At 73.8% G+C, this 26,206-nt stretch carries 25 protein-coding genes; 14 read left to right on the forward strand and 11 right to left on the reverse strand.

Going from position 1 to position 26,206, the window contains the following annotated elements; all coding sequences use genetic code 11:
* The first annotated feature begins 194 nt into the window (after positions 1-194).
* The 7 genes from ACLQ2X_RS14240 to ACLQ2X_RS14270 are packed head-to-tail and all read left to right on the forward strand — an operon-like array spanning position 195 to position 8,669.
* Entirely contained in the window at positions 195-1,361 is a 1,167-nt protein-coding gene (locus tag ACLQ2X_RS14240) for a hypothetical protein (RefSeq protein ID WP_425681476.1), read from the forward strand.
* The gene (locus ACLQ2X_RS14245; RefSeq protein ID WP_425681477.1) at positions 1,348-4,176 is read left to right on the forward strand and encodes a nitrate- and nitrite sensing domain-containing protein; all 2,829 of its coding nucleotides are present in this window, start codon (positions 1,348-1,350) and stop codon (positions 4,174-4,176) included. The genes ACLQ2X_RS14240 and ACLQ2X_RS14245 overlap by 14 nt, the downstream gene beginning before the upstream one ends.
* Positions 4,173-4,637, forward strand: coding sequence for a roadblock/LC7 domain-containing protein (locus ACLQ2X_RS14250; protein ID WP_425681478.1), 465 nt, complete (start codon positions 4,173-4,175; stop codon positions 4,635-4,637). Before ACLQ2X_RS14245 ends, ACLQ2X_RS14250 begins: the two co-directional genes overlap by 4 nt.
* On the forward strand, positions 4,634-5,086 hold the full coding sequence (locus ACLQ2X_RS14255; RefSeq protein WP_425681479.1) for a DUF742 domain-containing protein: 453 nt from the start codon (positions 4,634-4,636) through the stop codon (positions 5,084-5,086). Before ACLQ2X_RS14250 ends, ACLQ2X_RS14255 begins: the two co-directional genes overlap by 4 nt.
* The gene (locus ACLQ2X_RS14260) at positions 5,064-5,834 is read left to right on the forward strand and encodes a GTP-binding protein (protein WP_425681480.1); all 771 of its coding nucleotides are present in this window, start codon (positions 5,064-5,066) and stop codon (positions 5,832-5,834) included. The genes ACLQ2X_RS14255 and ACLQ2X_RS14260 overlap by 23 nt, the downstream gene beginning before the upstream one ends.
* Before the next feature lie 43 nt (positions 5,835-5,877).
* Positions 5,878-6,354: a hypothetical protein gene (locus tag ACLQ2X_RS14265; RefSeq protein WP_425681481.1), complete on the forward strand. Its 477-nt coding sequence runs from the start codon at positions 5,878-5,880 to the stop codon at positions 6,352-6,354.
* A gap of 59 nt (positions 6,355-6,413) precedes the next feature.
* Positions 6,414-8,669, forward strand: a complete 2,256-nt coding sequence (locus tag ACLQ2X_RS14270; protein ID WP_425681482.1) for an AAA family ATPase — start codon at positions 6,414-6,416, stop codon at positions 8,667-8,669.
* 4 nt (positions 8,670-8,673) lie between these two features.
* Here ACLQ2X_RS14270 and ACLQ2X_RS14275 read toward each other — a convergent pair whose 3' ends face one another.
* From ACLQ2X_RS14275 to ACLQ2X_RS14290, 4 genes are all read right to left on the reverse strand, one after another.
* On the reverse strand, positions 8,674-9,459 hold the full coding sequence (locus ACLQ2X_RS14275) for an SRPBCC family protein (protein WP_425681483.1): 786 nt from the start codon (positions 9,457-9,459) through the stop codon (positions 8,674-8,676).
* A complete protein-coding gene (locus tag ACLQ2X_RS14280; RefSeq protein ID WP_425681484.1) occupies positions 9,443-9,874 on the reverse strand; it encodes a hypothetical protein in 432 nt (143 codons plus the stop codon). Before ACLQ2X_RS14280 ends, ACLQ2X_RS14275 begins: the two co-directional genes overlap by 17 nt.
* Before the next feature lie 146 nt (positions 9,875-10,020).
* Positions 10,021-10,530 (reverse strand): GNAT family N-acetyltransferase, encoded by a 510-nt coding sequence (locus ACLQ2X_RS14285; protein WP_425681485.1) that lies wholly within the window; start codon positions 10,528-10,530, stop codon positions 10,021-10,023.
* A gap of 150 nt (positions 10,531-10,680) precedes the next feature.
* Positions 10,681-11,604 (reverse strand): hypothetical protein, encoded by a 924-nt coding sequence (locus tag ACLQ2X_RS14290; RefSeq protein ID WP_425681486.1) that lies wholly within the window; start codon positions 11,602-11,604, stop codon positions 10,681-10,683.
* 152 nt (positions 11,605-11,756) lie between these two features.
* Between ACLQ2X_RS14290 and ACLQ2X_RS14295 the strand changes: the two genes are divergently transcribed.
* Positions 11,757-11,969 (forward strand): hypothetical protein, encoded by a 213-nt coding sequence (locus ACLQ2X_RS14295; protein ID WP_425681487.1) that lies wholly within the window; start codon positions 11,757-11,759, stop codon positions 11,967-11,969.
* Between the two features lie 6 nt (positions 11,970-11,975).
* Here the strand turns inward: ACLQ2X_RS14295 and ACLQ2X_RS14300 are convergent, their stop codons facing one another.
* The 4 genes from ACLQ2X_RS14300 to ACLQ2X_RS14315 all read right to left on the reverse strand — a co-directional run bounded on the left by ACLQ2X_RS14300 (position 11,976) and on the right by ACLQ2X_RS14315 (position 15,632).
* Entirely contained in the window at positions 11,976-12,470 is a 495-nt protein-coding gene (locus tag ACLQ2X_RS14300) for a DUF3263 domain-containing protein (protein ID WP_425681488.1), read from the reverse strand.
* Between the two features lie 137 nt (positions 12,471-12,607).
* On the reverse strand, positions 12,608-13,621 hold the full coding sequence (locus tag ACLQ2X_RS14305; protein WP_425681489.1) for an ABC transporter permease subunit: 1,014 nt from the start codon (positions 13,619-13,621) through the stop codon (positions 12,608-12,610).
* Positions 13,618-14,619, reverse strand: coding sequence for an ATP-binding cassette domain-containing protein (locus tag ACLQ2X_RS14310; protein ID WP_425681490.1), 1,002 nt, complete (start codon positions 14,617-14,619; stop codon positions 13,618-13,620). The genes ACLQ2X_RS14305 and ACLQ2X_RS14310 overlap by 4 nt, the downstream gene beginning before the upstream one ends.
* A 227-nt stretch (positions 14,620-14,846) precedes the next feature.
* Positions 14,847-15,632, reverse strand: a complete 786-nt coding sequence (locus ACLQ2X_RS14315) for a DeoR/GlpR family DNA-binding transcription regulator (RefSeq protein ID WP_425681491.1) — start codon at positions 15,630-15,632, stop codon at positions 14,847-14,849.
* Positions 15,633-15,822: 190 nt separating this feature from the next.
* On the opposite strand from ACLQ2X_RS14315, the gene ACLQ2X_RS14320 reads away from it, so the two are divergent.
* The 3 genes from ACLQ2X_RS14320 to nagA are packed head-to-tail and all read left to right on the forward strand — an operon-like array spanning position 15,823 to position 18,846.
* On the forward strand, positions 15,823-16,752 hold the full coding sequence (locus ACLQ2X_RS14320; protein WP_425681492.1) for an SIS domain-containing protein: 930 nt from the start codon (positions 15,823-15,825) through the stop codon (positions 16,750-16,752).
* A 55-nt stretch (positions 16,753-16,807) separates the two neighbouring features.
* The gene (locus tag ACLQ2X_RS14325; RefSeq protein ID WP_425681493.1) at positions 16,808-17,740 is read left to right on the forward strand and encodes an ROK family protein; all 933 of its coding nucleotides are present in this window, start codon (positions 16,808-16,810) and stop codon (positions 17,738-17,740) included.
* Positions 17,737-18,846 carry an N-acetylglucosamine-6-phosphate deacetylase gene (gene nagA / locus ACLQ2X_RS14330; protein WP_425681494.1) on the forward strand — a complete coding sequence of 370 codons (1,110 nt, stop codon included), beginning with the start codon at positions 17,737-17,739 and terminating at the stop codon, positions 18,844-18,846. The genes ACLQ2X_RS14325 and nagA overlap by 4 nt, the downstream gene beginning before the upstream one ends.
* Positions 18,847-18,855: 9 nt before the next feature.
* Here nagA and ACLQ2X_RS14335 read toward each other — a convergent pair whose 3' ends face one another.
* Positions 18,856-20,064, reverse strand: a complete 1,209-nt coding sequence (locus ACLQ2X_RS14335; RefSeq protein ID WP_425681495.1) for a DUF4032 domain-containing protein — start codon at positions 20,062-20,064, stop codon at positions 18,856-18,858.
* A gap of 112 nt (positions 20,065-20,176) precedes the next feature.
* On the opposite strand from ACLQ2X_RS14335, the gene ACLQ2X_RS14340 reads away from it, so the two are divergent.
* Entirely contained in the window at positions 20,177-20,968 is a 792-nt protein-coding gene (locus ACLQ2X_RS14340; protein ID WP_425681496.1) for a phosphatase PAP2 family protein, read from the forward strand.
* Positions 20,969-20,988: 20 nt separating this feature from the next.
* On the opposite strand, the gene ACLQ2X_RS14345 is transcribed toward ACLQ2X_RS14340, so the two are convergent.
* Positions 20,989-22,137, reverse strand: a complete 1,149-nt coding sequence (locus ACLQ2X_RS14345) for a hypothetical protein (protein ID WP_425681497.1) — start codon at positions 22,135-22,137, stop codon at positions 20,989-20,991.
* Positions 22,138-22,412: 275 nt separating this feature from the next.
* Here ACLQ2X_RS14345 and ACLQ2X_RS14350 point away from each other — a divergent pair, with 275 nt between their 5' ends.
* A complete protein-coding gene (locus ACLQ2X_RS14350) occupies positions 22,413-23,651 on the forward strand; it encodes an APC family permease (RefSeq protein WP_425681498.1) in 1,239 nt (412 codons plus the stop codon).
* A gap of 9 nt (positions 23,652-23,660) precedes the next feature.
* On the opposite strand, the gene ACLQ2X_RS14355 is transcribed toward ACLQ2X_RS14350, so the two are convergent.
* Positions 23,661-25,502, reverse strand: coding sequence for a potassium channel family protein (locus ACLQ2X_RS14355; RefSeq protein WP_425681499.1), 1,842 nt, complete (start codon positions 25,500-25,502; stop codon positions 23,661-23,663).
* An 88-nt stretch (positions 25,503-25,590) separates the two neighbouring features.
* On the opposite strand from ACLQ2X_RS14355, the gene ACLQ2X_RS14360 reads away from it, so the two are divergent.
* Complete coding sequence (locus ACLQ2X_RS14360; RefSeq protein ID WP_425681500.1) at positions 25,591-26,070, forward strand: MSMEG_6728 family protein; 480 nt, start codon at positions 25,591-25,593, stop codon at positions 26,068-26,070.
* The last annotated feature ends 136 nt before the right edge of the window (positions 26,071-26,206 follow it).

Raw genomic sequence — 26,206 nt, forward strand, 5'->3', positions numbered from 1 at the left:
CGGCCACTCGATCGGACGCTGCGTGCAAAGCGATATGACCGTCGGTGACCTGGGGCGAAGTGACGTGAAGCCGACTCATCGACCGAGGTTCCACCCACCTCGGCTTCCGCTAATTTTCCGGTCCGGTGCACGGGACTGCGTACGGCGACCTCCCGGAGCACCGAAGATCCTCGCCGTCGCCGGAGGAGACACACATGACCGTTCCCGCGCCGCGGGTCCGTCGGCGGCCCGCCGTACCGGGTCTCGTCCCGCCCCTGCTGCTTGTGCTCGCGCTGCTCGCCCCGATCGGGCTGCTCTTCGCCCAGGCCGACAGCGCCACCGCCGCCGATCACGAGCTGGCCACCCGGGAACAGCTCGGGGTCCGCTACCTGCGCGCCCTCGGCCCGGTCACCGACGCCCTGGTGGAGGCCCAGGCCATCGCGGTCGCCGAGGGGACCGCCTCCCCGACGGCGCTCACCACCGCGATCCAGGGCGTCGCCGAGGTGGACAACGCCGTCGGGGACGAACTGCGCAGCCACGAACGCTGGGCCGGGCTGCGGGCGAAGCTGGAGGCACTGCCGGACCGCGGACTCGCCGACCCCGAGGCGGCCTACCGGGCCTACGGCGAGGCGTCCGACCTGCTCCTGGCCCTCTACCGCAAGGTGCGGGAAAGCTCCGGCCTGGTCCGTGACCCCAGCCCCGACTCCTACTTCCTCCAGGACGGCATCGGCGGCGACCTGCCCACCGCGACGGTGCTGGCCAGCCGCCTCGTCGACCTGGCCCGCCTGTCCGCCAAGCGCCCCGCCGCCGAGCGAGTCAGGACCGGCGCGGAACTGGCCGAGCTGCGGGTCAAGGCGCTCGGCCCCGCCACCGACCTGGTCGCCGACCTGCGCTCCGCGGTCGACAGCTCGGAAAGCACCGATCTGGGGGCCAACGTGCTCACCCCGCTGGACACCTACCAGCGCTCCCTGGAGACGTTCGCCGCCTTCTCCACGCCCGGCGGCGGCCGATCCACGCCGAGCACGGAGCAGCTCACCCGCACCGGCCTCGCCGCGCAGAGCGCCGCCAAGCAGCTCCGCACGGTCATCCTCAACCAGCTCGACGCGCTGCTGGAGAGACGGTTGGACGCACTCGACCGCGACCGGCTGCTCGGCCAAGTCGCGACCGCGGTGGCGGTCGTGCTGCTCGGCGGGCTCGCCGCACTGCACATCACCACGGCCCGCCGCCGCGGCACCGGCGGGAGGCCAAGACCGGCGGAGGGCGGACCGGCACCGTCGGTGCACTCCGAGCCGACGGTGCCCGTCCGGGACACCAACCACCCGTCCGTCGCCGTGGGCCCGGGCGACCCTGAGCGGTGGAGGCCGTTCGATGCTGCTCGATAGGCTGCGGATCCGGGGCAAGCTCGCCCTGCTGGTGATCATCCCGCTGCTCAGCATGGTGGGGTTGGCCGTGCCGGTCGTGATCGACCGGGTGGCCGCCGCCGGGCGGGCCGCCGACACCGCCGAAACCGTCCGGATCGCCAGCCGCATCGGCAGCCTGATCCAGGACCTCCAGCAGGAACGCCTGCTCTCCGTCGGCCTGCTGCTGGGGCGGGTGACCCGCACCGAACTGGTCCAGAAGCAGGCGACCGTCGACGACCGGGCCGCCGACCTGCGTACCGAGCCGCTGCCGAGGACGGTCCGCGAGGCCCTCGACCGGGTACGCCCGCTCGCCGGCATCCGCACCGCCACCCTCTCCCGCCGGGCCACCCCGGCGAAGATCCTGACCACGTACGCGGAGGTGCACACCGCGCTGATCGACTCGCTGCGGCTGCCGTTCCAGGTGGACACCGACACCGCCGCCGGGCGGCAGGTGCTCGCCCTGGACGCGTTGCTGCGCGTCGACGAGGCGCTGAGTTCGTGCACCACGCAGATCGTGCTGGTCAAGGCGACCGGTGATCCACTGGTGGCCCGGTCCTTCGTGGCCTGCATGTCGGCGCTCAACGTCGACAACCGGCGGTTCCGCAAACTGATCACGCCGGAGCAGTTGCAGGTGGCCGAGCTGGACGACGCGGCCGTCGCCGCGCGGACCAGCCCGACGTTCCTCGTGGACAGCCTCCGCGACCCGGACGCGGCGATCGCGCCGGTCCCGCTGGACGTGCTCTTCCCCTCGGCCCGATCCATGATCACGCTGGGCCAGTTCGTGGAGAAGAAGGTGGTCGCGGACGTCATCGCCGAGACCCGCGCCCGGGAACGCGACGCCCTGACCGCCGCGTGGCTGGTCACCCTGACCGCGGCGGCGATCCTGCTGGTCGTGGTGTTGCTGAGCATGACGGTGGCCCGCACGGTGGCCCGGCCGCTGAGCCGGCTCACCCGGTCCGCCGAGCGGGTGGCCCGGGTCACCGAGGCCGAGCTGACCCGGGTGGCCGACGACGAGTCCGAAGCCGTGCCCCCGGTACGCCTGGACCCGCTGGAGATCGACGCCCAGGACGAGATCGGTGACCTGGCCCGCGCGTTCGACCGGGTGCAGCACACCGCCGCCCGGCTGGTCGAGCGGCAGGTGGCCGGCCGGCGCAACGTGGCACAGATGTTCGGCCACGTCGGCAGGCGTACGCAGAACCTGGTCGGCCGCCAGATCGCGCTGATCGACCGGCTGGAACGGCAGGAGACCGACCCGGGTCGCCTGGAGCACCTCTACCGGCTCGACCACATTTCCAGCCGGCTGCGCCGTAACGCGGGCAGCCTGGTGGTGCTCTCCGGCGCCACCGGCTCGGACGGTCACGTCGCGCCGGTGCCGCTGTCCGACGTGGTCCGGCTCGCGCTCGGCGAGATCGAGGACTACACGCGCGTCGACGTGGAGGTGCCGCCCGGGGTGTCGGCGTCCCCCGCCATCGCCGGAGACCTGGTGCTGGCCTTGGCCGAGCTGATGGAGAACGCGACCTCGTTCTCCCCGCCGCACACCCGCGTGCTGGTCTCCGGCGAGCTGACCGGCACCGGCGCCCGGCTGACCGTTGTCGACCACGGCATCGGCCTCACCGCGGAACGCATGGCCGAGGAGAACGCCCGGTTCAACCGGCGGGAGCGGCTCGACCTCGCCCCCACCGAGGTGCTCGGGCTCTTCGTGGTCGGCCGGCTCGCCCGCCGGCACGGCTGGACCGTCCGGCTGGCCCCGACCTCGGGCGGCGGCGTCACGGCGGACGTGGAGGTGCCGGCCACCTCGCTCGTGATCCGGCGGGCGGAGCGCGCCGACGTGACCGTCGCGCGGGCCGCCGTGCCGGCCGGTGAGCAGCCGACCGAGCCGGTGGTCGCCGAACCGCCGGCCGGCTTCGACGCGGACCTGCTCACCCGGGCCACACGCAGCATGACCAGCGGAAACCCGTGGAACGCGTTCGGTGGCCCGGACGACGCCCCGGAACCGTCCGGTCCGTACCACCCCACCCCGCCGACACCGGTCGTCGGCCTGGCCACGGTCGCTCCCCCGGCCGCCGGGCCGACGACCGGCTCCCCGACGTCGCCCGGCCGACCGGCGCTCACCCCCCGCCGGCCCGCGACCCCGCCGACCGGCAGCCCGCACCGCGGGCCGGCGGGCGCACCGCCCACCGGCCCGCCCTCCGCGCCGAGGCACGCCGAAGGCCACCCGCCGCGCCCGACCACACCGCCGGCCGGCCGGCCCACCCCGGCCGCTCCGCCCGCCCGCCGGCCGGCACCGACCGCGTCGCCGACGGACCGGCCGGCACCGGTCCCGCCCGGATCCGTGCCCGTGCACGCCGGGCACACGCCGGCAGCCGTCCCGGTCGTCCCGGTCAGCACGCCGGTCTCCCAGCCGGTGACCCGGTCGCCGATCCGGCAGCGGGTGCCCGGCGCGAACCTGCCGTCCGCCCCGATGCCCGGCCCGGCCGGGCCGGCGCCGCTGATCGGCGTCCCCGCCGACCCGGCCACCGTCCGTGCGCTCGTCGAGGCGTTCCAGGACGGGGTACGCCGGGCGGAGGACGACGCGCCCCCGGCCGCCCCCGGTGCGGCGGACCGGCCCCGGCTCAACCGTCGGGTACCCGGGGCGAACCTGAGCGCCCCGCCGGCGCAGTCCGGCCCGCCGACCAGCTCCGACCCCGGCGACCCGGCCGAGGTCCGCAACCTCATCACCGAGTTCGAGGCGGGTGTCGCCCGGGCTCTGCGTGAAGTCAGTCCCGACCACCGCTACGAAGAGGACCCGACACGGTGACCAGCCCCTTCCTGCACGAAAACGTGGAACAGAGCGCCAACGGCGACCTCAGCCCCGAGGCACGCACCTTCAACTGGCTGCTCGACTCGTTCACCTCCAGCACGGCGGGGGTGGTGGAAGCGATCGCGGTGTCCTCCGACGGGCTGCTGATGGCGATGTCGGCGATCAAGGACCGGTCGAACGCGGAACGGCTCGCCGCCGTGGTCTCCGGCATGACCAGCCTCGCCGGGGGCGCGGCGAGCTGGTACGCGCTGGGCGCGCTGAACCGGGTGATCGTCGACATGGCCGAGGGTTACCTCCTGATCAGCGCGATCAGCAGCGGCTCGGTCCTCGGTGTGGTCGCCGACCGCACCGCGAACCTGGGCACCGTGGCGTACGAGATGACGCTCTTCGCCGGCCGCGCCGGCGGCGCCCTGACTCCGCGCCTGATCGCCGAGCTGAAGAACGCCGTCCAGCAATGATCCCGGGGGCCACCGGCGGGGACGCGGAGCCGGAGCCGGGGGTCCGGATCCGGCCCTTCCTGCACGCGTCCGCTCCGCGTCCGGAGCCGGAAGCGGTGGACCACGGGGAGGCGATCGGCCCCCGCCCGTTCGTGCTGACCGCCGGACGGGTCGAGGGCGACCCCGCGATCGGACTGGAGACCCAGGTGACCGCCCGCCCGGGCAGCACCTCGTGGTCGGTGACCGCCCGCATGGCCCCGGAACTGGCGGCGATCGTGGCGATCTGCGCCGAGCCGGTCTCGGTCGCTGAGATCTCCGCCCGGACCCGCATGCAGTTCGGGGTGACCCGGGTCCTTGTCGGCGACCTTCGCGCCGCCGGCCACCTCGACGTGCACGTCGCCGACATCGACGACGCCCTCGATCCCGATCTCATCCTGCGAGTGATTGATGGACTTCGTGCGATCTCCTGAATGGCCCGGGGCAGGCCTGAGCGGGCCGGCCGCGAACAGCGCACCCACCCGCTACGGCGGCCCGGCTCCGCTGATCGGCCGGGCCACGCCGCCCCCACCGGCCCCACCGCCGCTGCCGTACCGGCCGCCCGGCGCACCACCCGCCGAGCCGGCCCCGATCGTCAGCCAGGCGCCCGCACGCCGCCCGCCGATCCCGGTGAAGATCCTCATCGCCGGCGGGTTCGGGGTGGGCAAGACCACCACGGTGGGTGCGATCTCCGAGATCGCGCCGCTGACCACCGAGGCCGAGATGACCACGGTCGGGATCGGCATCGACGACCCGGGCGGGGTGGCCGGGAAGACCACCACCACCGTGGCCATGGATTTCGGCTGCGTGACCATCGACCGCAGCCTCAAGCTCTACCTCTTCGGTACGCCCGGGCAGTCCCGCTTCGGCTTCATGTGGGACGACCTGGCCCGGGGCGCCCTCGGCGCGCTCGTGGTGGTGGACAGCGCCCGCCTCGACGACTGCTACCCGGCCATCGACTTCTTCGAACGGGCCGGGCTGCCGTTCGCGGTGGGTGTGAACGCCTTCGACGGGCGGCTCTCCCTCGACCTGCCGTCGATCCGCTGGGCGCTGGCCATCGCCGAGCACGTGCCGCTGGTGCAGTTCGACGCCCGGGACCGCCTCTCGGTACGGGACGCCCTGCTTGTCGTCCTGGACCGGGCCCTGGACCGGGCCACCAGGACACGAGGGCGGGACGGCTGAACCGGCCATCGATGGGGTCCGTTGTCTTGGAGGGGTGGAAACGATGCGAGGTGACCTGGACGAGACACTGGCCCGGATGGCTCGGCGCGAGGATGCGCTGCGCCGCCGGGGAGACACCACAGGCGACGTGGCCGGGATGGACACGCCCGGACACGAGCCGGATGACGGCCGGGCGGCGCACGGCGCCCACCGGCTGCGGGGCGGGGTGGAGCCGACCCGGCGGAACCCGGTCGAGGAGGTCGCCGCAGCGGTCCGGCGGGTGGTGGCCGAGCACCCGGGCATCGCCGTGACGTTGCGGGTGGAGGTGGGCGACCAGGCGTACCCGATGCGGATCTCCTGGTCGGGGGCGACGGTGACGGTGGGGCCGGTGGCCACGCCGACGCCCCCACCGGCGTGGCCCATGTCGGTCAAGACGGTGCCCGACCCCGGGCAGGAACCGGTGGAGTCCGATCCGGCGGCCCGGCTGGCCGAGATGATCAGGCGCGATCCTTCGCTGCTGGACGGCCCCGCCCCGAGCTGACCGGGCACGACGTGGTGCCGGCAGCCCCGCACGTGGTGCCGGCGGCTACTGTTCGTCGGGTGGCGGAACCCGACCTGACCCTGACTGCGACGCTGCGGCCGGCCGCGCTGGATGCCCGTCGTGGCGTGGTGCGCCTGCACCCCGAGGTGCTCGCCGCGTTGGCCCTGCGGCCCGGCGACCCGGTGCGGCTGGTCGGCCGGCGGGTGACCGCCGGCATCGCGGTCGCCGCCGACCCGGCCACCAGCGGCACCCTGCTGCACGCCGACGACCTGCTGCTCGGCAACCTCGGCCTGCGAGCCGGCGGCCAGGTCACGGTGAGCCCGCTGCCCGCCACCGCGGCCCGCCGGCTCACGCTGTCCGGCCCGGCCGCGGTGGTCGCCGCGGTCCCACCGGAGATGTTGCGGCTCGCGCTGCTGGGCAAGGTGGTCACCGCCGGGGACGATGTTTCGCTGCTGCCGCAGGACGTGCTCCCGGACGCCGCCGTACGCGGCCTGGTCGAGGCCGCGCGGCGCAGCCTCGCCAGTTCCGTCGGGTACGCCTGGACCAGCACCCTGCTCACCGTCGAGTCGGCCGAGCCGGCCACCGGCGCGCTTGTCACCATGGACACGGTGGTGGGGTGGGAGCACGGGCCGGCGACCCGCGGCTCCGGCCCGTCCGCCGGGCCGCACCGCCCGACGTCCGACCCGCACCACCCGACGCGCACCGCCACTCCGCCCGGGGCGGAACGGGCCGACGGGCTGCTCGGCCCGGAGGACGCCCCGGACGTGGACGAGCTGCCGGGTCTGCGGGCCCAGGCCGAGGAGCTGACCGAACTGCTGGACCTGGGCTTCCACCACCGGGAGGTGCTGGGCCGGCTCGGCACCACGGTCTCCCTCGGGGTGCTTGTCGAAGGGCCGGCCGGTTCGGGCAAGTCGGCGCTCGTACGCGCGGTCGCCGCCCGGGTCGGCGCGGGCATCCGCCCGCTGTGGGCGCCGGAGCTGGCCGCGCTCACCGACGACGCTGCGGCCGGCCGACTACGCGAGGCGGCCTCGGCGGTACGCGCCGGCGGCCCCGCCGTGCTGCTGGTCACCGACGTGGAGGCGATCGTCCCGGCCGACGATCCCGGCCCGCTGGCCACCGTGTTCCGGCAGGTGGTCGCCGAGACGCTGCGGGCCGGCGCGGCGGTGGTCTGCACCAGTGGTCGCCCGGAGGCGGTGGACCCGGCGCTGCGCGGCCCCGACCTGCTCGGTCTGCGGATCACCGTGCCGCTGCCCGACCCGGCCCTGCGTCGGGAACAGTTGACGGTGCTCACCCGGCAGGTGCCGCTGGCCGGTGACGTCCGGCTGGACGAGGTGGCCGCGCGTACCCCCGGTTTCGTCGCGGCGGACCTGGCGGCGCTGGTGCGGGAGGCCGGGGTGCGCGCCGCGTTGCGGCAGAAGACCGTCGAGACGCCCACCGTCGCGATGGCCGACTTCACCGCGGCGTTGGAGGTGGTGCGGCCGACCACGATGTCCGCGTCCACGCTGGAGCTGGCGTCGGTGACGCTCGACGACGTGGGCGGGCTGCACGAGGTCAAGCAGACGCTCACCGAGTCGGTGCTCTGGCCACTGACCTATCCGGACACGTTCGCCCGGCTGGGCGTGACGCCGCCGCGCGGGGTGCTGCTCTACGGCCCGCCCGGCTGCGGCAAGACCTACCTGGTGACCGCGCTGGCCGGCTCCGGGCGGGCGAACGTGCTGTCGGTGAAGGGCGCCGAGCTGCTCTCCAAGTGGGTCGGGGAGAGCGAGCGGGCGGTCCGCGAGCTGTTCCGCCGCGCCCGCGAGGCCGCGCCCACCCTGGTCTTCCTGGACGAGGTGGACGCGCTGGCGCCGGTACGCGGGCAGTCCACCGACGGGGGCACGACCGACCGGGTGGTGGCCGCGCTGCTCACCGAACTGGACGGGGTGGAGGCGCTGCGCAACGTGGTCGTGGTCGGCGCGACCAACCGGCCGGAACTTGTCGACCCGGCGCTGCTGCGCCCCGGGCGACTGGAACGCCTGGTCTACGTGCCGCCGCCGGACGGACCGGCGCGCGCGGAGATCCTCCGGGCCGCGGCCCGGGACGTACCGCTCGCCCCCGACGTCGACCTGGGCGCGCTCGGCACCGAGTTGGCGGGGTTCTCCGCCGCCGACTGCACGGCGCTGGTGCGGGAGGCGGCCCTGGCCGCCATGCGGGAGTCGCTGAGCGCCAGCACGGTCACCGCCGCGCACGTGGCGACCGCCCGCGACCGGGTCCGCCCCTCACTGGACCCGGTGCAGCTCGCCCGGCTGGAGTCGTACGCGGCGGGCCGGGCCTGACCGCTCAGGCGCCCCCGCCGGGGGCGTCCGGGCGCGGCGGCTGCGCCGCCTCGTGGCCGGGTTCCGCCCCGGCCGCCGCGATCTCGCCCCGCCAGCCCGCGAGGGTGTCCGGGTCGAGCACGGCACGGGTCATCACGTGCCGGACGAAGTGGTCCAGTTCCAGCCGCACCCGGCGGCCGTGCGCCCGCCACAGGCCGGCGGTGTGCTCCAGGAAACCCTGCGGGTGGTGTGCCAGCACCACCAGGATCCGGGTGAGTTCCGGGCCCACCTCGTGGAAGCTGACCGTGCCGTGGACCGCCCCCCGGTCGCCTGTCGACCGCCAGTGGACCAGCCGGTCCGGGATCTGCCGGACGACCGTCTCGTCCGCGTCGTCGGTCGCCATCAGGCTGGGGAATCCGTCGAAGGCCCGCCACTGCCGATAGGCGACGCCGACGGGCACGCCCACCTCGACGGTCTCGACGATGTCGTTGACCCGCGACGTCCGCGCGCCGCTGCGGGAACGCCGACCGCGGAACGCCGACCTCAGCTTCTCCCGGCCGCCGGCCAGGCCGGCGTGGACCATCGCCTTCACCGGGGAGGTGCCCTCGGCCAGCTTCTGCGCGCCGGTGGCGGTGGCGACCAGCCCGGGGTCGCCGTCCCGCTTCGCGTACTCGCCGAGCCGCCCGGTGACGTCGACGATCCGGTCGGTGACCACCTGTACCGCCCGGTCACCCAGCGCCGAGACGAAGTTGCGCAGTTCGCCGCCGATCTGGTCGCGTGCCCGGTCGGCGAGCTCACCCGTGGTCGTCATGGTCACCGCTCCCGTGGTCCGTCGGGCTGCTCGCCCTCTTCGGAGGCGGGCCCCCGTCCGGTCCGGCCGGGCCCGCCTTGCGGCGCAGCGCGTCCCCGGTCGGGCCCGCCTTGCGGCGCAGCGCGTCCGCGCCGTCGCGCAACCGGCCGCCGATGGTGTCGATGCCGCTGCCCGCGGCGGCGGTCGCCGCCGCCCGTCCGGCGGCCACCAGCGGCGGGGTCAGGCCGCCGAGGTTGCGCAGCTGCGGGTGGTCGGCGACCAGGTCCGCACCGAACTTCCGGAGGCCGCCGGGGCGCTGGCTGGCGCGCCCGGCGGCAACCGCCGCGGCGAGCGTCAACGCGGTACGCATCTTCCTGCGGCGGCCCAGCAGGTAGCCGAGGCTCACCGCCAGTGCCACCCGTGCTTCGCTTCTCATCGGCTCTCCTCCACGCTCCCCGGGGCGTGACCGGCGCAGCGCCGGAGGGGCCGGTGCACTACCCGGCCTCCACTCCGCGAAACATATTCGGATCAGCTCGGAGGGCCCGGACTCCCCGGTCGCCGGGAGGGACCGCCGAACGACCGTCAGATGGTCGGCAGGGCAGCGTCCAGGCACATCCGGGCGTGCAGTTTTCCGCCCTCTTCCCGCAGTTCCGCGCCGCACGCGCGCAGCACGGAAATCGCACCCCGGTTGTCGGGCGTGGTGTCCGCGACCACGGTGTCCATCCCGGCCGCCGCGGCGGCGTGCAGCAACTGCCGGAGCGCGGCGGCACCCAGGCCCCGCCCCCGCGCCGAACGGCCGAGCCAGATACCGGTCTCCACCGTCCCCGGCTCGTCCCGGCGGGTCATCCGCACCACGCCGACCACCTCACCGCCGGACACGATCGCGTACATCGCGGTGCGGGTCGGGCCGTTCAGCCCACCCAGATTGGCTCGATGGAAGTCGCGGAACGCATCCCGCCGGGCCAGCGACCAGCCGGCCGGCGCGTCCACCGGAGGCATGACGTCCTCCGGTTCCGCCTCGGCAGCCGCTACGGAGAGCAACGGCTCCAGGTTGCGTTCGTCCACTGGCTCCAGTCGTACCGCACCCGTCACGAGGCGCAGTCTGCCGCTCAGGGCGCTGCCCGTCCACCCCTTTGAGGCTGGATTGCCGCTATGGCCGAACGGCTCGCCCGGTCGTACCCCCGGAGCGTTCCGCCTCACGCTGCGTTGTCATCCGACCGGTCCGTTCCGGCGTGAGCGTGCTCACCCCGAGAACTCACACAGCACCACCGACGCGTCGTCGGTGCGCTTGCGCCGGCGCAGCCGGTCCGGATGGTCACGCTCGGCCGCGCGGACCCGGTCGACAAGCCCGGCCGGCCCGGCCTCGGTCACCACGTCCAGCAGGCCCGCCCAGTCGAAGAGGCCGAACTGCTCGACCGCACAGGACGCCCCGTCGCTGAGCAGCACGGCCCGACGCAACGCCCCCGGCCCGCGCAGCGGCACCGCCCCGGTCAATGCCTGGTACGCCGCGTCCGGATCGGCGGCCGCCGCCCAGTAGCCGTGGGCGCGGTTCATCCGGCTTCGTTGCGCGGTCACCGCACAGCGGAACCCGCCCTCCGGGTCGCCCCCGCCGTCCCGCCCGCCCTCACCGGCGGCCGGCGGCACCCCGCCTGCCGGTGCGGCGGCGGCCCGACGCAGGTCGTCCTGGGTGGCCTCCAACCGGTCGTCGGCGACGACCTCGATGCCACGCTCGGTGTCCAACACCAGCGGGCTGTCGCAGAGCACCAGGTAGTCGGCGTGGTCGCCGCCGTCGCGGAGCAGGCAGACGGTCGACGAGGGGGTGCCGGGATGATCCAGGTCGCACGCCCCGCCGTGGTCGGCCCGCACCGCCCGGATCGCCTCCGCCAGGCTGCTGGCCAGCGTGGCCGCCGGACGGTCCGCGACCGCCAGGGCGATCCGGGCGGCGAGGTGCCGCACGTACCAGGCGGGGCCGTGCGTACAGCCGGTGTCGAAGCCCGCGGGCACGGTCGCGCCGTCCAGGACGCCGACCAGCGGACCGAACCGGAAGACGATGTCCTCGTTCTCCGGCCGCCCCGGCGCGGGATCGGAGGCGCAACGCACCCGCATCATCGGCGCCCGCCCGACTGGCCCGCCGCCGGCCGCGTACCGGCGGCCCGGTGCCTCCATGCGATCCTCCCGTCCGCGGTCGCCGGGCACCTACCCGTACGACGGCGGCTCATCCGCCGGAGTCCTCGATCTGGGCAACCGAACGTCATCATCAATTCACTTTCGGTAGCGTCAGTCGCATCCGGGCCGGACCCGGTGACAAGGGGGTCGAGATGTTGGAACAGTTGCACGAGTCGGGCATCCGGGCGGAGCACGCCTACCTGGCCGGGTTCGTCAGCATCGGGCTCTCCGTCACCAGTTGGTTCCTCTCCAAGCACCTGGAGCGGGCCGGGGTGGCGCGGGCGGACCGCTGGGGCATCTTCATCGGCGAGTGGGCGCCCACGTTCTTCGCCATCGGCAACGGTCTGCGTACCTACGAGAAGTGAGACCGGTCAACGGCGCCGGTTGCGGGCCCGCGACGAGCGGAGCCGGCGCAGCCGGCCGATCAGCACCGGCTCGGCGGCGAGCGCGGCCGGCCGGTCCAGCAGGCCGTTGAGCAGTTGGTAGTAGCGGGTCGCGGACAGGCCGAACGTGTCCCGGATGGCCTGTTCCTTGGCGCCGGCGTGCTTCCACCACCGGGCCTCGAACGCGAGGATGAGCTGCTCCCGCTCGGTGAGGCCACCGGCGGGCACCTGGCTCTCGGCCGCAGCGCCTGACCCGCTCGGGGCGGCGCTGCCGGTCGTGGCGGCGCTCCCCGTCGGAGACGCGCTCTCGGCCGGATGCGCGCTCGCGGCCGGCGTGGTGGACTCGGCCGGCGTAGTTGACTCGGCCGGTGGGGCGGTGCGGGGTGGCGGCACGCCGACCCCGGGCACCCGACGCGTACCCGCCGTCGACGCCGACGGGTCGGGCCGCTCGACGGCGGCCCGCTGCGAGGCGTCGGCGGACACGACGCTCCTCTCCGACGGCGGGTGACCGGCACGCGGAGCGCGCCGGTCGGGGGAGCCCCAGCGTAACCAGGGCCGCCCCCGACCGCATCGGACGCGTGGTCCGTGCCGCCGGCTCCGCCCGACGGCACGGACCACGGTCAGGAGATGTCCCGCCGGCGCATGGTCCAGAACGCGGCGGCCATCGTCCCGACCACGGCCACCGCGAGCACCACCGCCGACTGCTGCCAGGTGACCACGTACCTGGCCGGCTCGCAGGCGCCCTGGACGAGCTGACAGGCGTTGTAGTCGAACAACTCCGCCTGCTTCAGGAACCACGACTGGGCGTACGTGGACAGCACGTACCGTTCCCCGAACGGCACCCCCAGCGCGCCAACCGCGGTCCGGATGCCGATCTCGCTCACCGCGAAGACCCCGACCGCCGCCCCCAGCGCCATCGCGGTGTGCCGACCCACCGAGGCCAGCGCGAAGGCGACCGCCGCCACGGCGAGGGTCATCCCCAGCGCACGCAACCCGTCCAGCCCGATCGACCGCCACGCCCCGGCGGTCATCCCCTCGGTGGTGCCACGCTGGCTGCCGATCAGCCAGAACGCCGCCGTCCAGAGGGCACCGAGCACCACGGTCAGGCCGAGCACGGTGGTGAGCACGGCGGCCAGCTTGGCGCTCAGCACGGCGAGTCGTCTCGGTCGCCAGAGCAGCAGGTTCATCATCCCGCCGGTGTTCCACTCGGCGCCCACGAAGGAAGCGCCGACGATGAAGGCGAACAGTGCCACGGAGGCGGCGAACACGGCGATGAACATGGGGAACTCGGCCCGGAAGTCGAACTGGTACGGCAGGTTCCACTTCGGGTCGAACATCTCCGGCTGCGGCTCGTAGTCCTTGCCGCAGTTCGGGCCGTACTCCGCCTCGGTCTGCTCACCGCGGGCCTGGGCGGCCTCGCACCCGGTGACCCGACGCTTCCAATTCGCCAACTCCTGCTGGTACTCGGCGTGGGACTCGGCCTCCGCCCTCGCCACCGCCGTCGGCGAGAGCTTCTGGCTGGAGAAGCTGAACGCGGTGGCCGCGGTGGCCAGGCCGAGCACCAGCAGGACGAGCATCAGCCGGGTCACCCGGCGCTTGCCGAGCCGACGCAGCTCGGTGACGAACAGGCTCATGCGCCCCAACCTCCTGCGGTGCCGGTCTGGTCGACCTTGGCGGACTGATCGACCTGACGGTGCTGGCCGGGAACCGGCGCGGTGGCGGTCAGTTCGAGGAACACGCTCTCCAGATCGACCGCGATCGTGGTGAGTTCGCTGACGTACAGGCCCTGTTCGGCAAGGAGCCGGCTGACCACGGCCGGCTTGTCCAACCCGGCCAGCATGAGGTGGTCCGGCTCGGTGGCCACGACGCGGACCCCGGCCCGGGTGAGCGTCTCGGCGGCCTGCGGCAGGTCGGTGACCGCCTCCAACCGCACCCGTACGGCGCCCTGCGAGTGTGCCGCTAGCACCTCCTCGACCGGCCCGTACGCGACCCGGCGGCCGAGCGAGATGATGGTGACGGAGTCGCAGATGAGCTGGATCTCCCCGAGGATGTGGCTGGACAGCACGACTGTCATCCCGGCCTCGGACAGCTCCGCCATGAGCCCGCGCATCTCCCGGATGCCGCCCGGGTCGAGGCCGTTGGCCGGCTCGTCGAGGATCAGCAGCTTGGGATTCTTGAGCAGTGCGGAGGCGACCGCCAGCCGCTGCTTCATGCCGAGCGAGTAGGTCTTGACCCGCTCGCCGGCCCGGTCGCGCAGCCCCACCAGCTCCAGCACCTCGTCGACCCGCTGCTTCGGCAGCTCGCCGGCCTGGGCGAGCAGGCTGAGGGTGTCCCGCGCGGAGAAGTGCGGAAAGAACTGCGGACTCTCCACGATGGCGCCGACCTGACCGGCGACCGCCGGCAGCGCGTGCGGCAGCTCCTGACCGAGGATCGCCATCCGGCCGCCGTTGGGCCGGATCAGGCCGAGCAGCGTACGCAACGTGGTGGTCTTGCCCGAGCCGTTCGGGCCGAGGAAGCCGTGCACCTGGCCGGCCTCGACCCGCATGTCGAAGCCGTCGAGCGCGTGGCGGTCCCCGCGCTTGCGGCTCCGGTATGTCTTGCGGAGACCTTCGATCTCCAGGACAGCTGACACAGCTGGCCTCCCCGATAAGTAGGCGACAGCGACACCATACGCGGTATGCAGACCATAGCAATACCGGGTATGCAATGTCGGCGTGTCGGGGGGGCATGGAGGGCGTACTGGTCACGCGTGGAGTCGGCGCGCTGGGCCGCGCGGACGGCGCTGGGTCACGCGGGCCGTGCGTTAAGAAGGGACCCTTCCTCTACCGCAGACGTTAATAAGGGGCCCCTCCTCACACCTCAGGCGCAGACGACGTGGACGCCCGCGTCGCGGAACGCCTGCACCACGGTGGGGGACGCGCCGGAGTCGGTGACCAGCGTCTCCACCCGGTCCACCGGGCAGATCCGGGCGAACGCGTGCCCGCCCAGCTTGGACGAGTCCGCTATCACCACGACCCGCTTGGCGCGGGCCACCATGAGGCTGTTCATGGCCGCTTCGCCCTCGTGGTGCGCGGCGGCGCCGAGCTGCGGGTCGATCGCGTCCACGCCGAGCAGCGCCACGTCCAGGGTGACCTCGCGCAGCAGCGCCCCGCCCAGCGGACCGACCAGCTCGAACGACTTGGGCCGCACCACGCCGCCGGCCACCACCACCTTCATCCGGGAACGGACCAGCAGTTCGTTGGCGATGTTCAACGCGTTGGTGACCACGGTGAGCTGAGCGCCCTCGGCGCTGGTGTTGAGATCCGGCCGGATCGCCAGGGCGCGGGCCACCTCGGTGCTCGTGGTGCCGCCGTTGAGGCCGACCACGGTGCCCGGGGAGACGAGCGCGGCGGCGGCCGCGCCGATCCGCTGCTTCTCGGCGGAGTGCTTGGCGGTCTTGTAGCGCAGCGGCAGATCGTAGGAAACCCCGTTGGCGACCGCGCCGCCGCGGGTACGGGTGATCATCTGCTGTTGCGCGAGCTGGTCGAAGTCCCGACGGATGGTGGCCTGGGAGACCTCCAGCCGCCCGGCCGCCTCCTCGACGCTGACCCGGCCGCTGTCGGTCAGCATCTCCAGCAGCGCGTTCCAGCGCGCGTAGCGGTCCACCGCGGGGACCCCCTGACTGTGCACAAATGTGATCGGTTGCGTGCACAGTAGTGCGCGAAAATGGTCCGCGCAAAACCCTGCGCTGCGCGAACGGGGAGACGGTTGCCACGGCCCCCGCCTTTCGCGCAGAATGACGCGCGAAAGGCGGCTCTATCGAGCCGTATTGCGCAAGGTCCGGCGAGGAGTGGTGATGGCGTACGTGCACGCGGAGATCGCGAGCCAGCCCGACTGCTGGCGGGAGGCGGCCCGGCTCGCCCCCACCGTCTCCGGACACCTGCCCCGCCCCGGCGAACGGGTCGCCGTGATCGGGTGCGGCACGTCCTGGTTCATGGCCATGGCGTACGCCGGGCTGCGCGAAGCCGCCGGCCAGGGCGAGACGGACGCGTTCCAGGCCAGCGAGTTCCCCACCGGCCGCCACTACGACCGGCTGGTCGCGATCACCCGCTCCGGCACCACCACCGAGGTGCTCGATCTGCTCGCCGCGCTGCGCGGACGGATTCCCACCACGGTCCTGGTCGGCGACCCGGGCTCGGCCGCCGGGTTCCTCGCCGACGCCACCGTCGCGCTGCCCTTCGCCGACGAGCGGTCGGTGGTGCAGACCCGCTTCGCCACCACGTCGCTGGCGCTGCTACGCGCCCACCTCGGCGAGAACCTGAGCCGACTGGCCGCCGACGCCGAGGTGGCCGTGCGCGCCGCGCTGCCGATCGACCCGGCCCGCATCGAACAGGTCACCTTCCTCGGCCGCGGCTGGACGGTCGGGTTGGCCCAGGAAGCCGCGTTGAAGTGCCGCGAGGCGGCCACGTTCTGGGCCGAGGCGTACCCGGCCATGGACTACCGGCACGGCCCGATCTCGATCGCCGGCCCCGGCCGGCTGGTGTGGGCGCTCGGCGAGATCCCCGCCGGCCTGCCGGAGGACGTGGCGGCCACCGGCGCCGCGTTCGCGCACAGCCGCACGCACGGCTGCCGCACGGTGCTGACCAGTTGGGCGGCCGGCCGCAACCCGGTCGACCCGATGGCCGACCTGATCCTGGCGCAGCGGTTCGCCGTCGCGTTGGCCACCAGCCGCGGCCTCGACCCGGACGCGCCCCGGCACCTCACCCGGTCCGTGGTCCTGGCATGAGCCGGGCCGGCGGCGACACGCCGCACGGCGTCGGCGGCGGAAGCGGGCCGACGGCGTGAGCCACCGCGACGAGGTCGTCGTCGCGCTGGACGTCGGCGGCACCGGCATGAAGTGCGCCCTGGTCCGGCGCGACGGCACGACCGTACGCACCGAACGGCACCCCACCGACGCGCAGCGCGGCCCGCAGGCCGTGGTCGACACGATCCTCGACGTGGCCGAAGGACTGTCCGGCAGCGCCCGCGCCGCCGGTCTGACGCCGGTGGCGTGCGGCATCGCCGTACCCGGAGTGGTCGACGAGGCCCACGGGCTGGCGGTCTGGTCGGCGAATGTGGGCTTCCGGGACGTACCGCTGCGGGACCTGGCGGCCACCCGGCTCGGGCTGCCCACCGCGCTCGGCCACGACGTGCGGTCCGGCGGCCTCGCCGAGGCTCGGCTGGGCGCCGGCCGGGACGCCAGGCACGTGCTGTTCGTCGCGATCGGCACCGGCATCGCCGCCGCGCACGTGGTCGACGGGTCGGCCGCGGCCGGCGCGCACGGCGCCGCCGGGGAGATCGGCCACATCCTGGTACGCCCCGGTGGCCCGCGCTGCGGGTGCGGACGGGTCGGCTGCCTGGAGGCGGTGGCGTCGGCCTCGGCGATCGGCCGCCGGTACGCGGAGTTGGCCGGCGCGCCGGCCACCGCGGCCGAGGTCGCCGACCGGGCGGCGGCCGAGGAGCCGCTCGCCGCCTCGGTGTGGCAGGACGCGGTCGAGGCCCTCGCCGACGGTCTCGCCACCGGGCAGGCCCTCTACGATGTGGCCACGGTGGTGCTCGGTGGCGGGCTGGCCCAGGCCGGCGACCGGCTGTTCGACCCGCTTCGGGTGGCGCTGCGCGAGCGGCTGACGTTCCACCGGGAGCCGCGCCTGGTCGCGGCCGCCCTCGGTGACGGGGCCGGCTGCCTCGGCGCCGCCCTGCTGGCCCTGGACACCCTGGCGAAGGAGAGTCGATGACCCGGCGCGTGACCGGCAAGGTGGTGACCCCGACCGGCGTGATCCGGCAGGGTTGCGTGGAGTTCGCGGACGGGCGGATCACCGCGGTCGCCGAGTACCCGTCGGTGCGCGACGGGCACTGGATCGTGCCGGGTTTCGTGGACATGCACACCCACGGCGGTGGCGGGCACAGTTTCACCACAGGCGACGCCGAGTCGGCCCGCCAGGCCGCCGCGTTCCACCTCGGACACGGCACCACCACGCTGCTGGCCAGCCTGGTCAGTTCCCCGTTCGACCTGATGCGCGACGCCACCGCCGCCTACCGGCCGCTGGTCTCCTCAGGTGTGCTCGCCGGCATCCACTTCGAAGGTCCGTACCTGTCGGCCGACCGCTGCGGCGCGCAGAATCCCGAGTTCCTCCGGGACCCGTCCACCGCCGAGCTGACCGAGCTGATCGAGGTGGGCGGCGGAGCGGTCCGGATGGTCACGCTGGCCCCGGAGCGCGACGGCGCGACCGCCGCGATCGAACTGCTGGTGCGGCACGGCGTCGTCGCGGCGGTCGGGCACACCGACGCGACCTGGGCGCAGACCCGCGCCGCGGTGGCCGCCGGGGCGACCGTCGGCACCCACCTGTTCAACGGGATGCGCCCGGTCCACCACCGCGAGCCCGGCCCGGTGGTGGCGCTGCTGGAAGCCCCGAACGTGGTCTGCGAACTCGTCGCCGACGGGGTGCACCTGCACGACGGGATGCTCGCCTTCGCCGCGTCGGTGGCCGGTCCCGACCGGACCGCGCTGATCACCGACGCGATGGCCGCCGCCGGCATGCCCGACGGCGACTACGAGCTGGGCGGTCAGGCGGTCGCCGTGTCCGACGGCGTGGCCCGGCTCAGCCGGGACGGCGCGATCGCCGGCAGCACCCTCACCATGGACGCCGCGCTGCGGCACGCGGTCGGCGCGGGCGTGTCCCTGCCGGACGCCTGCCGCATGGTCGCCACCACCCCGGCCCGGGCGCTCGGCCTGGGCGACCGGGTCGGTGCGCTGCGCAACGGCCTGCGCGCCGACCTGGTCGTGCTGGACGACGACCTGACCGTGGTGCGGGTGATGCGCGGCGGCGACTGGGTGGAGTGAGCCGCCGGCTCAGACGGTCGGCACCTCGACGCCGAGCACGGCCTGTTCGTCGGGGCGGTGCACCAGCACGTCCGCCAGGTATGACTGCACCGCCCGGCGCATCCCGACGTCCCGGCCGGCCTGCTCGGAGAGCAGCCACTTGTGCTCGATGATCTGCGCGAACAGCTCCTGCGGCTCCAGTTTGCGCCGCAGGTGCCCGGGCACCGCCCGCACCACGGGCTCGAAGACCTCGGTGAGCCAGCGGTGCGCGGCCTGCTGCTCGTCGGTCAGGTCACTCTCCACCCGGTAGGCGTCCAGGTCGTTGAGGAGCTTGCGGGCCTGGTTCTCCTCCGCGTCCAGACCGGTGAGGCGCAGCAGCCGCCGGGTGTGGTAGCCGACGTCGACCACCTTGGGCCGCACCAGGTAGCGCCCGTTGTCCACCGTCGACATGGCCACCTCGGCCACGTCGAAGCCCAACTCGTTGAGCCGCCGGATACGGCGCTCGATGTCGTGCCGGGCGGCGCGCTCGACCTGCTGCTCGTAGGTGATCTCGTGCCACAGCCGCTCGTAGCGCCGGACGACCTCCTCGCAGACCACCTCCGGGTCGATCGACTCGTGCAGCAGGCCGGCGGCCTGGAGGTCGAGCGCCTCACCGAAGATGTTGACCCGGGCGATCTCCAGGTCCTCGCCACGCTGGCCGTTGGACAGCGACGGGTGCAGCGCCCCGGTCTCGGCGTCCACCAGGTAGGCGGCGAACGCGCCCGCGTCCCGCCGGAACAGGGTGTTGGACAGCGAACAGTCGCCCCAGAAGAAGCCGGTCAGGTGCATCCGGACCAGCAGCACCGCGAGCGCGTCGAGCAGCCGGTTCATCGTCTCCGGCCGCAGCGTGCGGGAGAACAACGCCCGGTAGGGCAGGGAGAACTGGAGGTGCCGGGTGATCAGCACCGGGTCCAGCGGCTCACCGTCGTCGCCCTGCCGGTCCGCCACGATCGCCACCGCCTCGACCGACGGGAAGTCGATCCGCTCCAACGCCCGCAGCAGGTCGTACTCGCGCTCGGCGACCCGCTCACCGGTCTCCTTCACCGCGTAGACGTACCCGCCGAGGCGGACGAACCGCACGATGTGCCGGGAGATGCCCTGGGGCAGCGCCACCAGGTGCTCGGCAGGCCACTGCTCCAGCGGCGTCGACCAGGGGAGGTCGAGCAGCGCCGGGTCGACGAGGGCCGAGGTGATCCGCACGGCCACCAGTGTGACCGCTGACCCCGGCGCGGCGCTCCCCTTCGTGGCTGGGCACACAACCACCGACGCCCGCACCGCCCCGGCCACCGCCGCCGGCCGGTAGCGTGTGCGCGTGCGCCAGACCTCAGGGGTACGTCGTGACCTGCGCCCGCGGCCCGTCCGACCGGCCGGGTGGTGGTGCGACGGGCTGCTCCTCGCGGCCCTGGTGGCGCTGACCGTGGCACTGGCCTCCGGTCACCTGTTCGGGCTCGACCGGGCGGTCGCCGACTGGTCGGACGAGCACCGGCCGACCGCCGCCCGGTGGGCGGCGATGGCACTGAACCTGCTCGGGCAGGGCGGCCCGCTGACGCTGCTGGCGGCCGGACTGGGTGTGCTGGCGGCGCTGCGGCTGCGCTCGGTACGGCCGGTGCTGCCGCCGGTGGTCGCGTTCGTGTTGACCTTGTTCACCATCGGGCCGCTGAAGGTGTGGACCGCCCGGCCGGCGCCGAGCGCCGCGGTGAAGGAGCCGTTCCTGGCGCCCGAGCAGACCCTGCCGCTGTTCCAGGACGACCTGCCGGTGCGGTTCGCCCAGTCGTACCCGTCCGGGCACGTGGCCAACGCGATCGTCTGGTACGGCGTGCTGGCCCTGCTGCTCGCCCCGCTGGCACGCAGCCTCGGCCGTGCCGTACCGGCCCGACTGGTCGCCGTGGTGCGGGTGGTGCCACCGGTGGTGGTCTTCTGCACCACCGTCTATCTGGGCTGGCACTGGCTGACCGACTCGCTCGCCGGCCTGCTGCTCGGCCTGCTGCTGGACCGGCTGCTGCACCGGATTCCCTGGGACACCCTGCCGCTGCCCCGCCGGCTGGGCCGCTGGCGGCACCCGGTCGGTTGGGACACGCCGCCGCCCGCCCCCGGGCGCGGGTGACGGGCGGCGACGCGAAACAGTCACTCGACCAGCCGGATCTCCACGATGCTGATCCGGGTCCGGGGGCTGTAGGTCAGCTTGCGGCGGCGGTCGCCGTCGGCGGGCCGTACGGCCACCTGGATGCGGACCTCGGTGCCCTTGGGCAGTTCGACACGCTCGTCTGGGGTGCTCACCACGAACACCCCGCCGGTCGTGTCCGGGTCGATCGACACCCGCTCCTGCCGCAGCAACGGGGTGTCGCTCTCCGAATCCCCCGGCCTGGTGAACTCGGCGCGAATCCGGACCAGGTCGTCGCGCCGCAACCCGCGCAGGTCGATCGTCGCCTGCACACTCACCAGCCCGGTCTCCGGCACGGTCCAGTGGTACAGGCCGGTCGCCCAGCGGATGGCGTGGAAGACATCGGTCGTTTCCAGCGTGTCGTCCCGGTGGGCCGTGCTGTGGAAGGTGGCGATCACGTCCCGCGTAGGCGTCGTGGGCGGCTTCTTCTCTCCGATCATCTCGGCGAAGTCGTCCGCGGTACCCCGGAACGCGTCTGCGTCACAGGTGTGCTGCCGCCCGATGATCGCCGAATCGGTGTACTGCCAGATGCGCGGCGTCTGCTCCGGTTTGCCGTAGCGGGCCCAGCCCGGCCCGGAATCCCCGCCGGCCCGCGCGTACGCGGACTTGAAGTCCTCGGCCACCCGGTACGGGTAGTCGGCGTTCCAGCGCGGGAAGTCACCCAGGTCGTCGTTGCCGTACTCCCCGCGTGAGGCGTACATGACCGCGACCTTGCCGGTGCGCTTTTCCAACTCCTCGCCGACGTCGACCCCGACATGCGGGGGTACGTCGTCGGTGGGCCAGCGTTCCAGGTCGATCTGCCAGAAGAACCGGTCGTAGTCGCGCCACCACGGGGTGTGCTTGTCGGCGTAGTCGATGGCCGTGGTGACCTGGTCCCCGATGGGAACACCGGAGTGCACCACCACGTACATGCCGAGGAAGGGAATCCCGGCGTCCTTGGCCGCAGTGAGCATCACCCCGTAGTACTGGCTGTGGAACGTGCCGTCCCTGGACTGCTCGGTGCCCTTGTACGTCATGAAGTCGATGCCCGCGGAGCGGGCCTGCCGGACCCGGTCGACCGTCAGCCCCCGGTCGACGTCGAAATCGCTGGCATCCCAGCCGAATAACGTCACGTGCGGCACCTCCCGCGCTCGCTGAGAAGACATTTCCAAAATGGATGGAGTCGATGCGGAGGCACCTTTGCCCGATCGACCTAAAAGGAATTTGATCATCTTCACCAGATAAGCGGGGTCACCGCACAACACCGCGCTGACCTGCAAAAATAATGCTACCGAGCCGAGCGGCAACAAACCACACCCCGGCGTCCACCAATTACGCAAATCATTTTCGTCAATTGTTCGCCGGAGGGCGGCACCCACGGTCTTCCCGCGGGCCCTACGCTGCGGGCGTGGAACGGTTGGCGCGGCGACTCGGCGTACCCGATGCGATCGTCATCGGCCTGGGCTCGATGCTCGGCGCGGGCGTCTTCGTGGTCTTCGCCCCCGCCGCCTCGGCGGCCGGCGGCACCGGCCTCCTGGCCGCGCTGGCGCTGGCCGGCTTCGTCGCCTTCTGCAACGCCACCAGCTCCGCCCGGCTCGCCGCCCGGCACCCCGAGTCCGGCGGCACCTACGTCTACGGCCGGGAGCGACTGCACCCGTTCGCCGGCTTCGCCGCCGGCTGGGCCTTCGTGGTCGGCAAGACCGCGAGCTGCGCGGCGATGGCGCTGACCATCGGGGCGTACCTGTGGCCCGGACAGGCCCGGCTCGTCGCCGTCGTCGCGGTGATGGCGGTGACCGCGGTGAACCTGCGCGGTGTCGGAAAGACCGCGACCGCCACCCGGGTGCTGGTCGGGGTCGTCCTCGCCGTACTCGCCGTGGTGGCCGTCGTCGGCGCCCCGCAGGTGGCTGCCGAGCGGCTCACCGCCCCGGCCGACCTCGGCGCGCGCGGCGTACTGACCGCCGCCGGCCTGCTCTTCTTCGCGTTCGCCGGCTACGCGCGGATCGCCACGCTCGGCGAGGAGGTACGCGACCCGGAACGCACCATCCCCCGGGCCGTGCCGCTGGCACTCGGTGCGGTGCTGGCGATCTACCTGACGCTTGCCGTGGTGACGCTCGGCGTGCTCGGCGCCGACCGGCTCGCCGACTCGCATGCCCCACTTGTCGAGGTGGTGACCACCGCCGGCCGGCCCGGGCTGGCCTGGCTCGTCCGGGCCGGGGCCGCAGTCGCCGTGACCGGGGTCCTGCTGTCCCTGCTCGCCGGCGTCAGCCGCACCACGCTGGCGATGGCCCGCCGCCGCGACCTGCCCGCGGCGCTCGCGGCCGTGCACCCGCGCCACCGGGTGCCGCACCGCGCCGAACTGGCCGTGGCCGCCGTGGTGGTGACCGTCGTCGCGCTCGGCGACATCCGCGCCGCGATCGGCTTCTCCAGCTGCACGGTGCTCGTCTACTACGCGATCACCAACGCGGCGGCGTTGACGCTGCGCCCGGAACCCGGCCGACGGCTGCCGGTGCGGCTGCTGGCCGCGACCGGGCTGGCCGGTTGCCTGCTGCTGGCGGTGAACCTGCCGCTGCCGAGCGTGCTCGCCGGGTTCGCCGTGCTTACCGTCGGCGCGCTCGGATACGCCGTCCGGCACCGCGTGGTGGCCTGACCCGTACGGTCACTCCCCCGTCGGGCGCGGCGCGACCGGCGTCGCATCCGGCGGCCGACCCGGTGCGGGCGTCGCATCCGGCGACCGGCGGGGCGCGGGCGTCCCCGCCGACGCCGCAGAAGCCGTGGTCTCCCGCAGCAGCGCGGTCAGGCCGACCCGCCGGGCCACCACGGTCAACCGGTCCCCGGCCTGGAGCACCATCCGCGGGTCGGCCGACCAGTCGGCCTTCTGCCCGACCCGGGTGTGCGCGAGCAGCCGCACCTCGCCCGGCCGGGCCACCGCGCCAAGCGGGCGCCCGTCCAACGAGGAGCCGGCCACCACCGGCACCTCGGTGACCAGGAGCGCATGCCGGTCCACCGGAATGGTGGCGATCACCGCACGGTCCAGCAGGGCCGCCACGAACGACGGCGCGGCCAGATACGAGACGCTGCGCGAGATGCCGATGCCGAACGCCTGTTGGATCCGCTCGGCGAAGTCACCGTCGAACAGCCGCAGCACCACCCGCAGATCGCGGTCGAGCGAACGGGCGATCAACGCCGCCCGCAGGTTCGTCCCGTCATCGGTGGAGACCACCACCAACGCCTGGCAGGTGTCCACCGAGGCCGAGCGCAACGTCTCCTCCCGGCCGGCGTCGCCCACGATCAACGGCACCCCGAGCCGGTGCGCCAGCGCCGCGCCGCGCGCGTCCGAACTCCTGTCGATGGCCACCACCTCGACGCCGAAGTCGTGCAGTTGCGCCATCACCCGGGTGCCGATGTTGCCCAGCCCGACCACCACCACGTGACCGGACCGATCCGGCTGGACGCGCCCGGCGTGCAACGCCAACCGGGCGTTGACGATGCCGTCGACCACCGCGGCCGTGATCAGTGGGATCAACGCCAACCCCGCCAGGTTCAACACCACCTGCATGACCTGGGCGGCGACCGGCTTGTTCACGTCCGGGTCCTGGCCGCTGAGCGTGGTGACCAGAGTCAGATAGATCGCCTCGCTCCAACTGACCTGGGCCGCCCGGGCGTTGAGCCAACCCAGCACCGCGATCACCCCGAGCAGCACCAGCACCGCCATGCCGATCTTGCGGGTGGCGAAACTGCGGATCGCGCGCAGCGTCACCTCCACCGGCTGGCGGCGTCGCCGGGCCCGGACCAGCCGGCGGGCCGCCACCTCGGTGCCAGGCGGCCGGCCGGTCGCCTCCGCCAGCACCACGTCGGCCGCCGCCTCGTCGGCGGGCAACACCCGGACCAGATCCGGATCGGTGGTCACGGCCAGCCCGCAGACCACGTCCTGGGCCGGGACGTCGGCGCGGCGGGCCACGTAGAGCGTGCGACCGGCGTGCCGGAAGTGCGTCGGAGCCACCTCGCCCAACGCGGCGGCCACGAACGCGGGCGCCGCCATCGACGCGTCGGACAGCACCGCCGAGTCGGGAAAGAGCTGACGCAACCCGTCGGCCAGGTTGGTGTTGAACATCCGCACCACGAGTCGCAGCCGGGGCTCGACCTCCTGGGCGCAGAGCACGGCGTGCATGTTGCCCACGTCGTCCTGGTTCAGCAGGGCCAACCCGGCCGCGCCGGCCAACCCGGCCCGGTGGAACGTCGCCTCGTCGAGCCGGTCCGCCGTGACCACGCGTACCCCGGGCACGTCCCGCCCGTCCGGGCCGTCCGTCCGTCGGCGTTCCGGCACCACGAGCGTGACCCGCACCTGGCCGTTCGCCGGGTCGGTGGCGAGCAGCGACCGGACCACCCAGTACGCCAGCGGGTCGGAACCGCAGACCACGTAGTGGGGGCGATCGTCACCGTTCGCCCGGAGCCGCCACCCGGCCGCGCGGCGTGCACGATCACGCAGGGGCTCGCTCATGCCCGGATCGTAGTCAGGCGCTCGCCGTACGCGCAGCCCCCCTCGATCATCAACGCATGGTGCCGTCGGAGGCGGGTAGAGCAGCGCCATGCAGACGTTCCTGCCCTACCCGGACTTCCTGGCCAGCGCCCGCGCCCTGGACCAGAGACGACTGGGCAAGCAGCGCGTCGAGACGATCCAGGTGCTGCGCGGGTTGACCCGGCCCGACTACGGCTGGCGCAACCATCCCGCCGTGAAGATGTGGGCCGGCTACGAGGAGGCGCTGACCCGGTACGGACTGGACATGTGCGCGGTGTGGTGCGAGCCCGGCCGGGCGGACACCTGCGCCGGCACGCTCGCCACCGACCTCGCCACCGCCTGCGGCATCACGCTGATCCGCACCCGGGACGAGCTGGCCGCCACCGGCGACCTCCCACCCTGGCTGGGCCGCGACGACCTGCACCGCAGCCACCGCTCGTCGCTGCTGCGCAAGGATCCGGTCCACTACGGCCCGCTCTTCTCCGACGTCCCGCCCACCCTGGAGTACGTCTGGCCCCCCTCCGACCGCCCCCGCCGCTGCCTGAGCTGAAAGGAAGGGCCCCTTATTAACCTGCGGTAGAGGAGGGGACCCCTTTTAACACCGCACCTCCCGCACCTCCCGCCGCGCGCTACCCGCCCCCGCGCCGGGCACGCGCGGCTACGCGCGCCGGGCGCGCGGGTACACG

Source organism: Micromonospora sp. DT31, from assembly GCF_049841795.1.
Classification (GTDB): Bacteria; Actinomycetota; Actinomycetes; order Mycobacteriales; family Micromonosporaceae; genus Micromonospora.

What these genes read in the sequence shown, in the direction of transcription:
- ACLQ2X_RS14240 (WP_425681476.1), top strand. Translation starts at nt 195, where the DNA reads ATGACCGTTCCCGCGCCGCGGGTCCGTCGGCGGCCCGCCGTACCGGGT.
- ACLQ2X_RS14245 (WP_425681477.1), top strand. Translation starts at nt 1,348, where the DNA reads ATGCTGCTCGATAGGCTGCGGATCCGGGGCAAGCTCGCCCTGCTGGTG.
- ACLQ2X_RS14255 (WP_425681479.1), top strand. Translation starts at nt 4,634, where the DNA reads ATGATCCCGGGGGCCACCGGCGGGGACGCGGAGCCGGAGCCGGGGGTC.
- ACLQ2X_RS14260 (WP_425681480.1), top strand. Translation starts at nt 5,064, where the DNA reads ATGGACTTCGTGCGATCTCCTGAATGGCCCGGGGCAGGCCTGAGCGGG.
- ACLQ2X_RS14265 (WP_425681481.1), top strand. Translation starts at nt 5,878, where the DNA reads ATGCGAGGTGACCTGGACGAGACACTGGCCCGGATGGCTCGGCGCGAG.
- ACLQ2X_RS14275 (WP_425681483.1), bottom strand. Translation starts at nt 9,459, where the DNA reads ATGACGACCACGGGTGAGCTCGCCGACCGGGCACGCGACCAGATCGGC.
- ACLQ2X_RS14280 (WP_425681484.1), bottom strand. Translation starts at nt 9,874, where the DNA reads ATGAGAAGCGAAGCACGGGTGGCACTGGCGGTGAGCCTCGGCTACCTG.
- ACLQ2X_RS14290 (WP_425681486.1), bottom strand. Translation starts at nt 11,604, where the DNA reads ATGGAGGCACCGGGCCGCCGGTACGCGGCCGGCGGCGGGCCAGTCGGG.
- ACLQ2X_RS14295 (WP_425681487.1), top strand. Translation starts at nt 11,757, where the DNA reads ATGTTGGAACAGTTGCACGAGTCGGGCATCCGGGCGGAGCACGCCTAC.
- ACLQ2X_RS14305 (WP_425681489.1), bottom strand. Translation starts at nt 13,621, where the DNA reads ATGAGCCTGTTCGTCACCGAGCTGCGTCGGCTCGGCAAGCGCCGGGTG.
- ACLQ2X_RS14320 (WP_425681492.1), top strand. Translation starts at nt 15,823, where the DNA reads ATGGCGTACGTGCACGCGGAGATCGCGAGCCAGCCCGACTGCTGGCGG.
- nagA (WP_425681494.1), top strand. Translation starts at nt 17,737, where the DNA reads ATGACCCGGCGCGTGACCGGCAAGGTGGTGACCCCGACCGGCGTGATC.
- ACLQ2X_RS14355 (WP_425681499.1), bottom strand. Translation starts at nt 25,502, where the DNA reads ATGAGCGAGCCCCTGCGTGATCGTGCACGCCGCGCGGCCGGGTGGCGG.
- ACLQ2X_RS14360 (WP_425681500.1), top strand. Translation starts at nt 25,591, where the DNA reads ATGCAGACGTTCCTGCCCTACCCGGACTTCCTGGCCAGCGCCCGCGCC.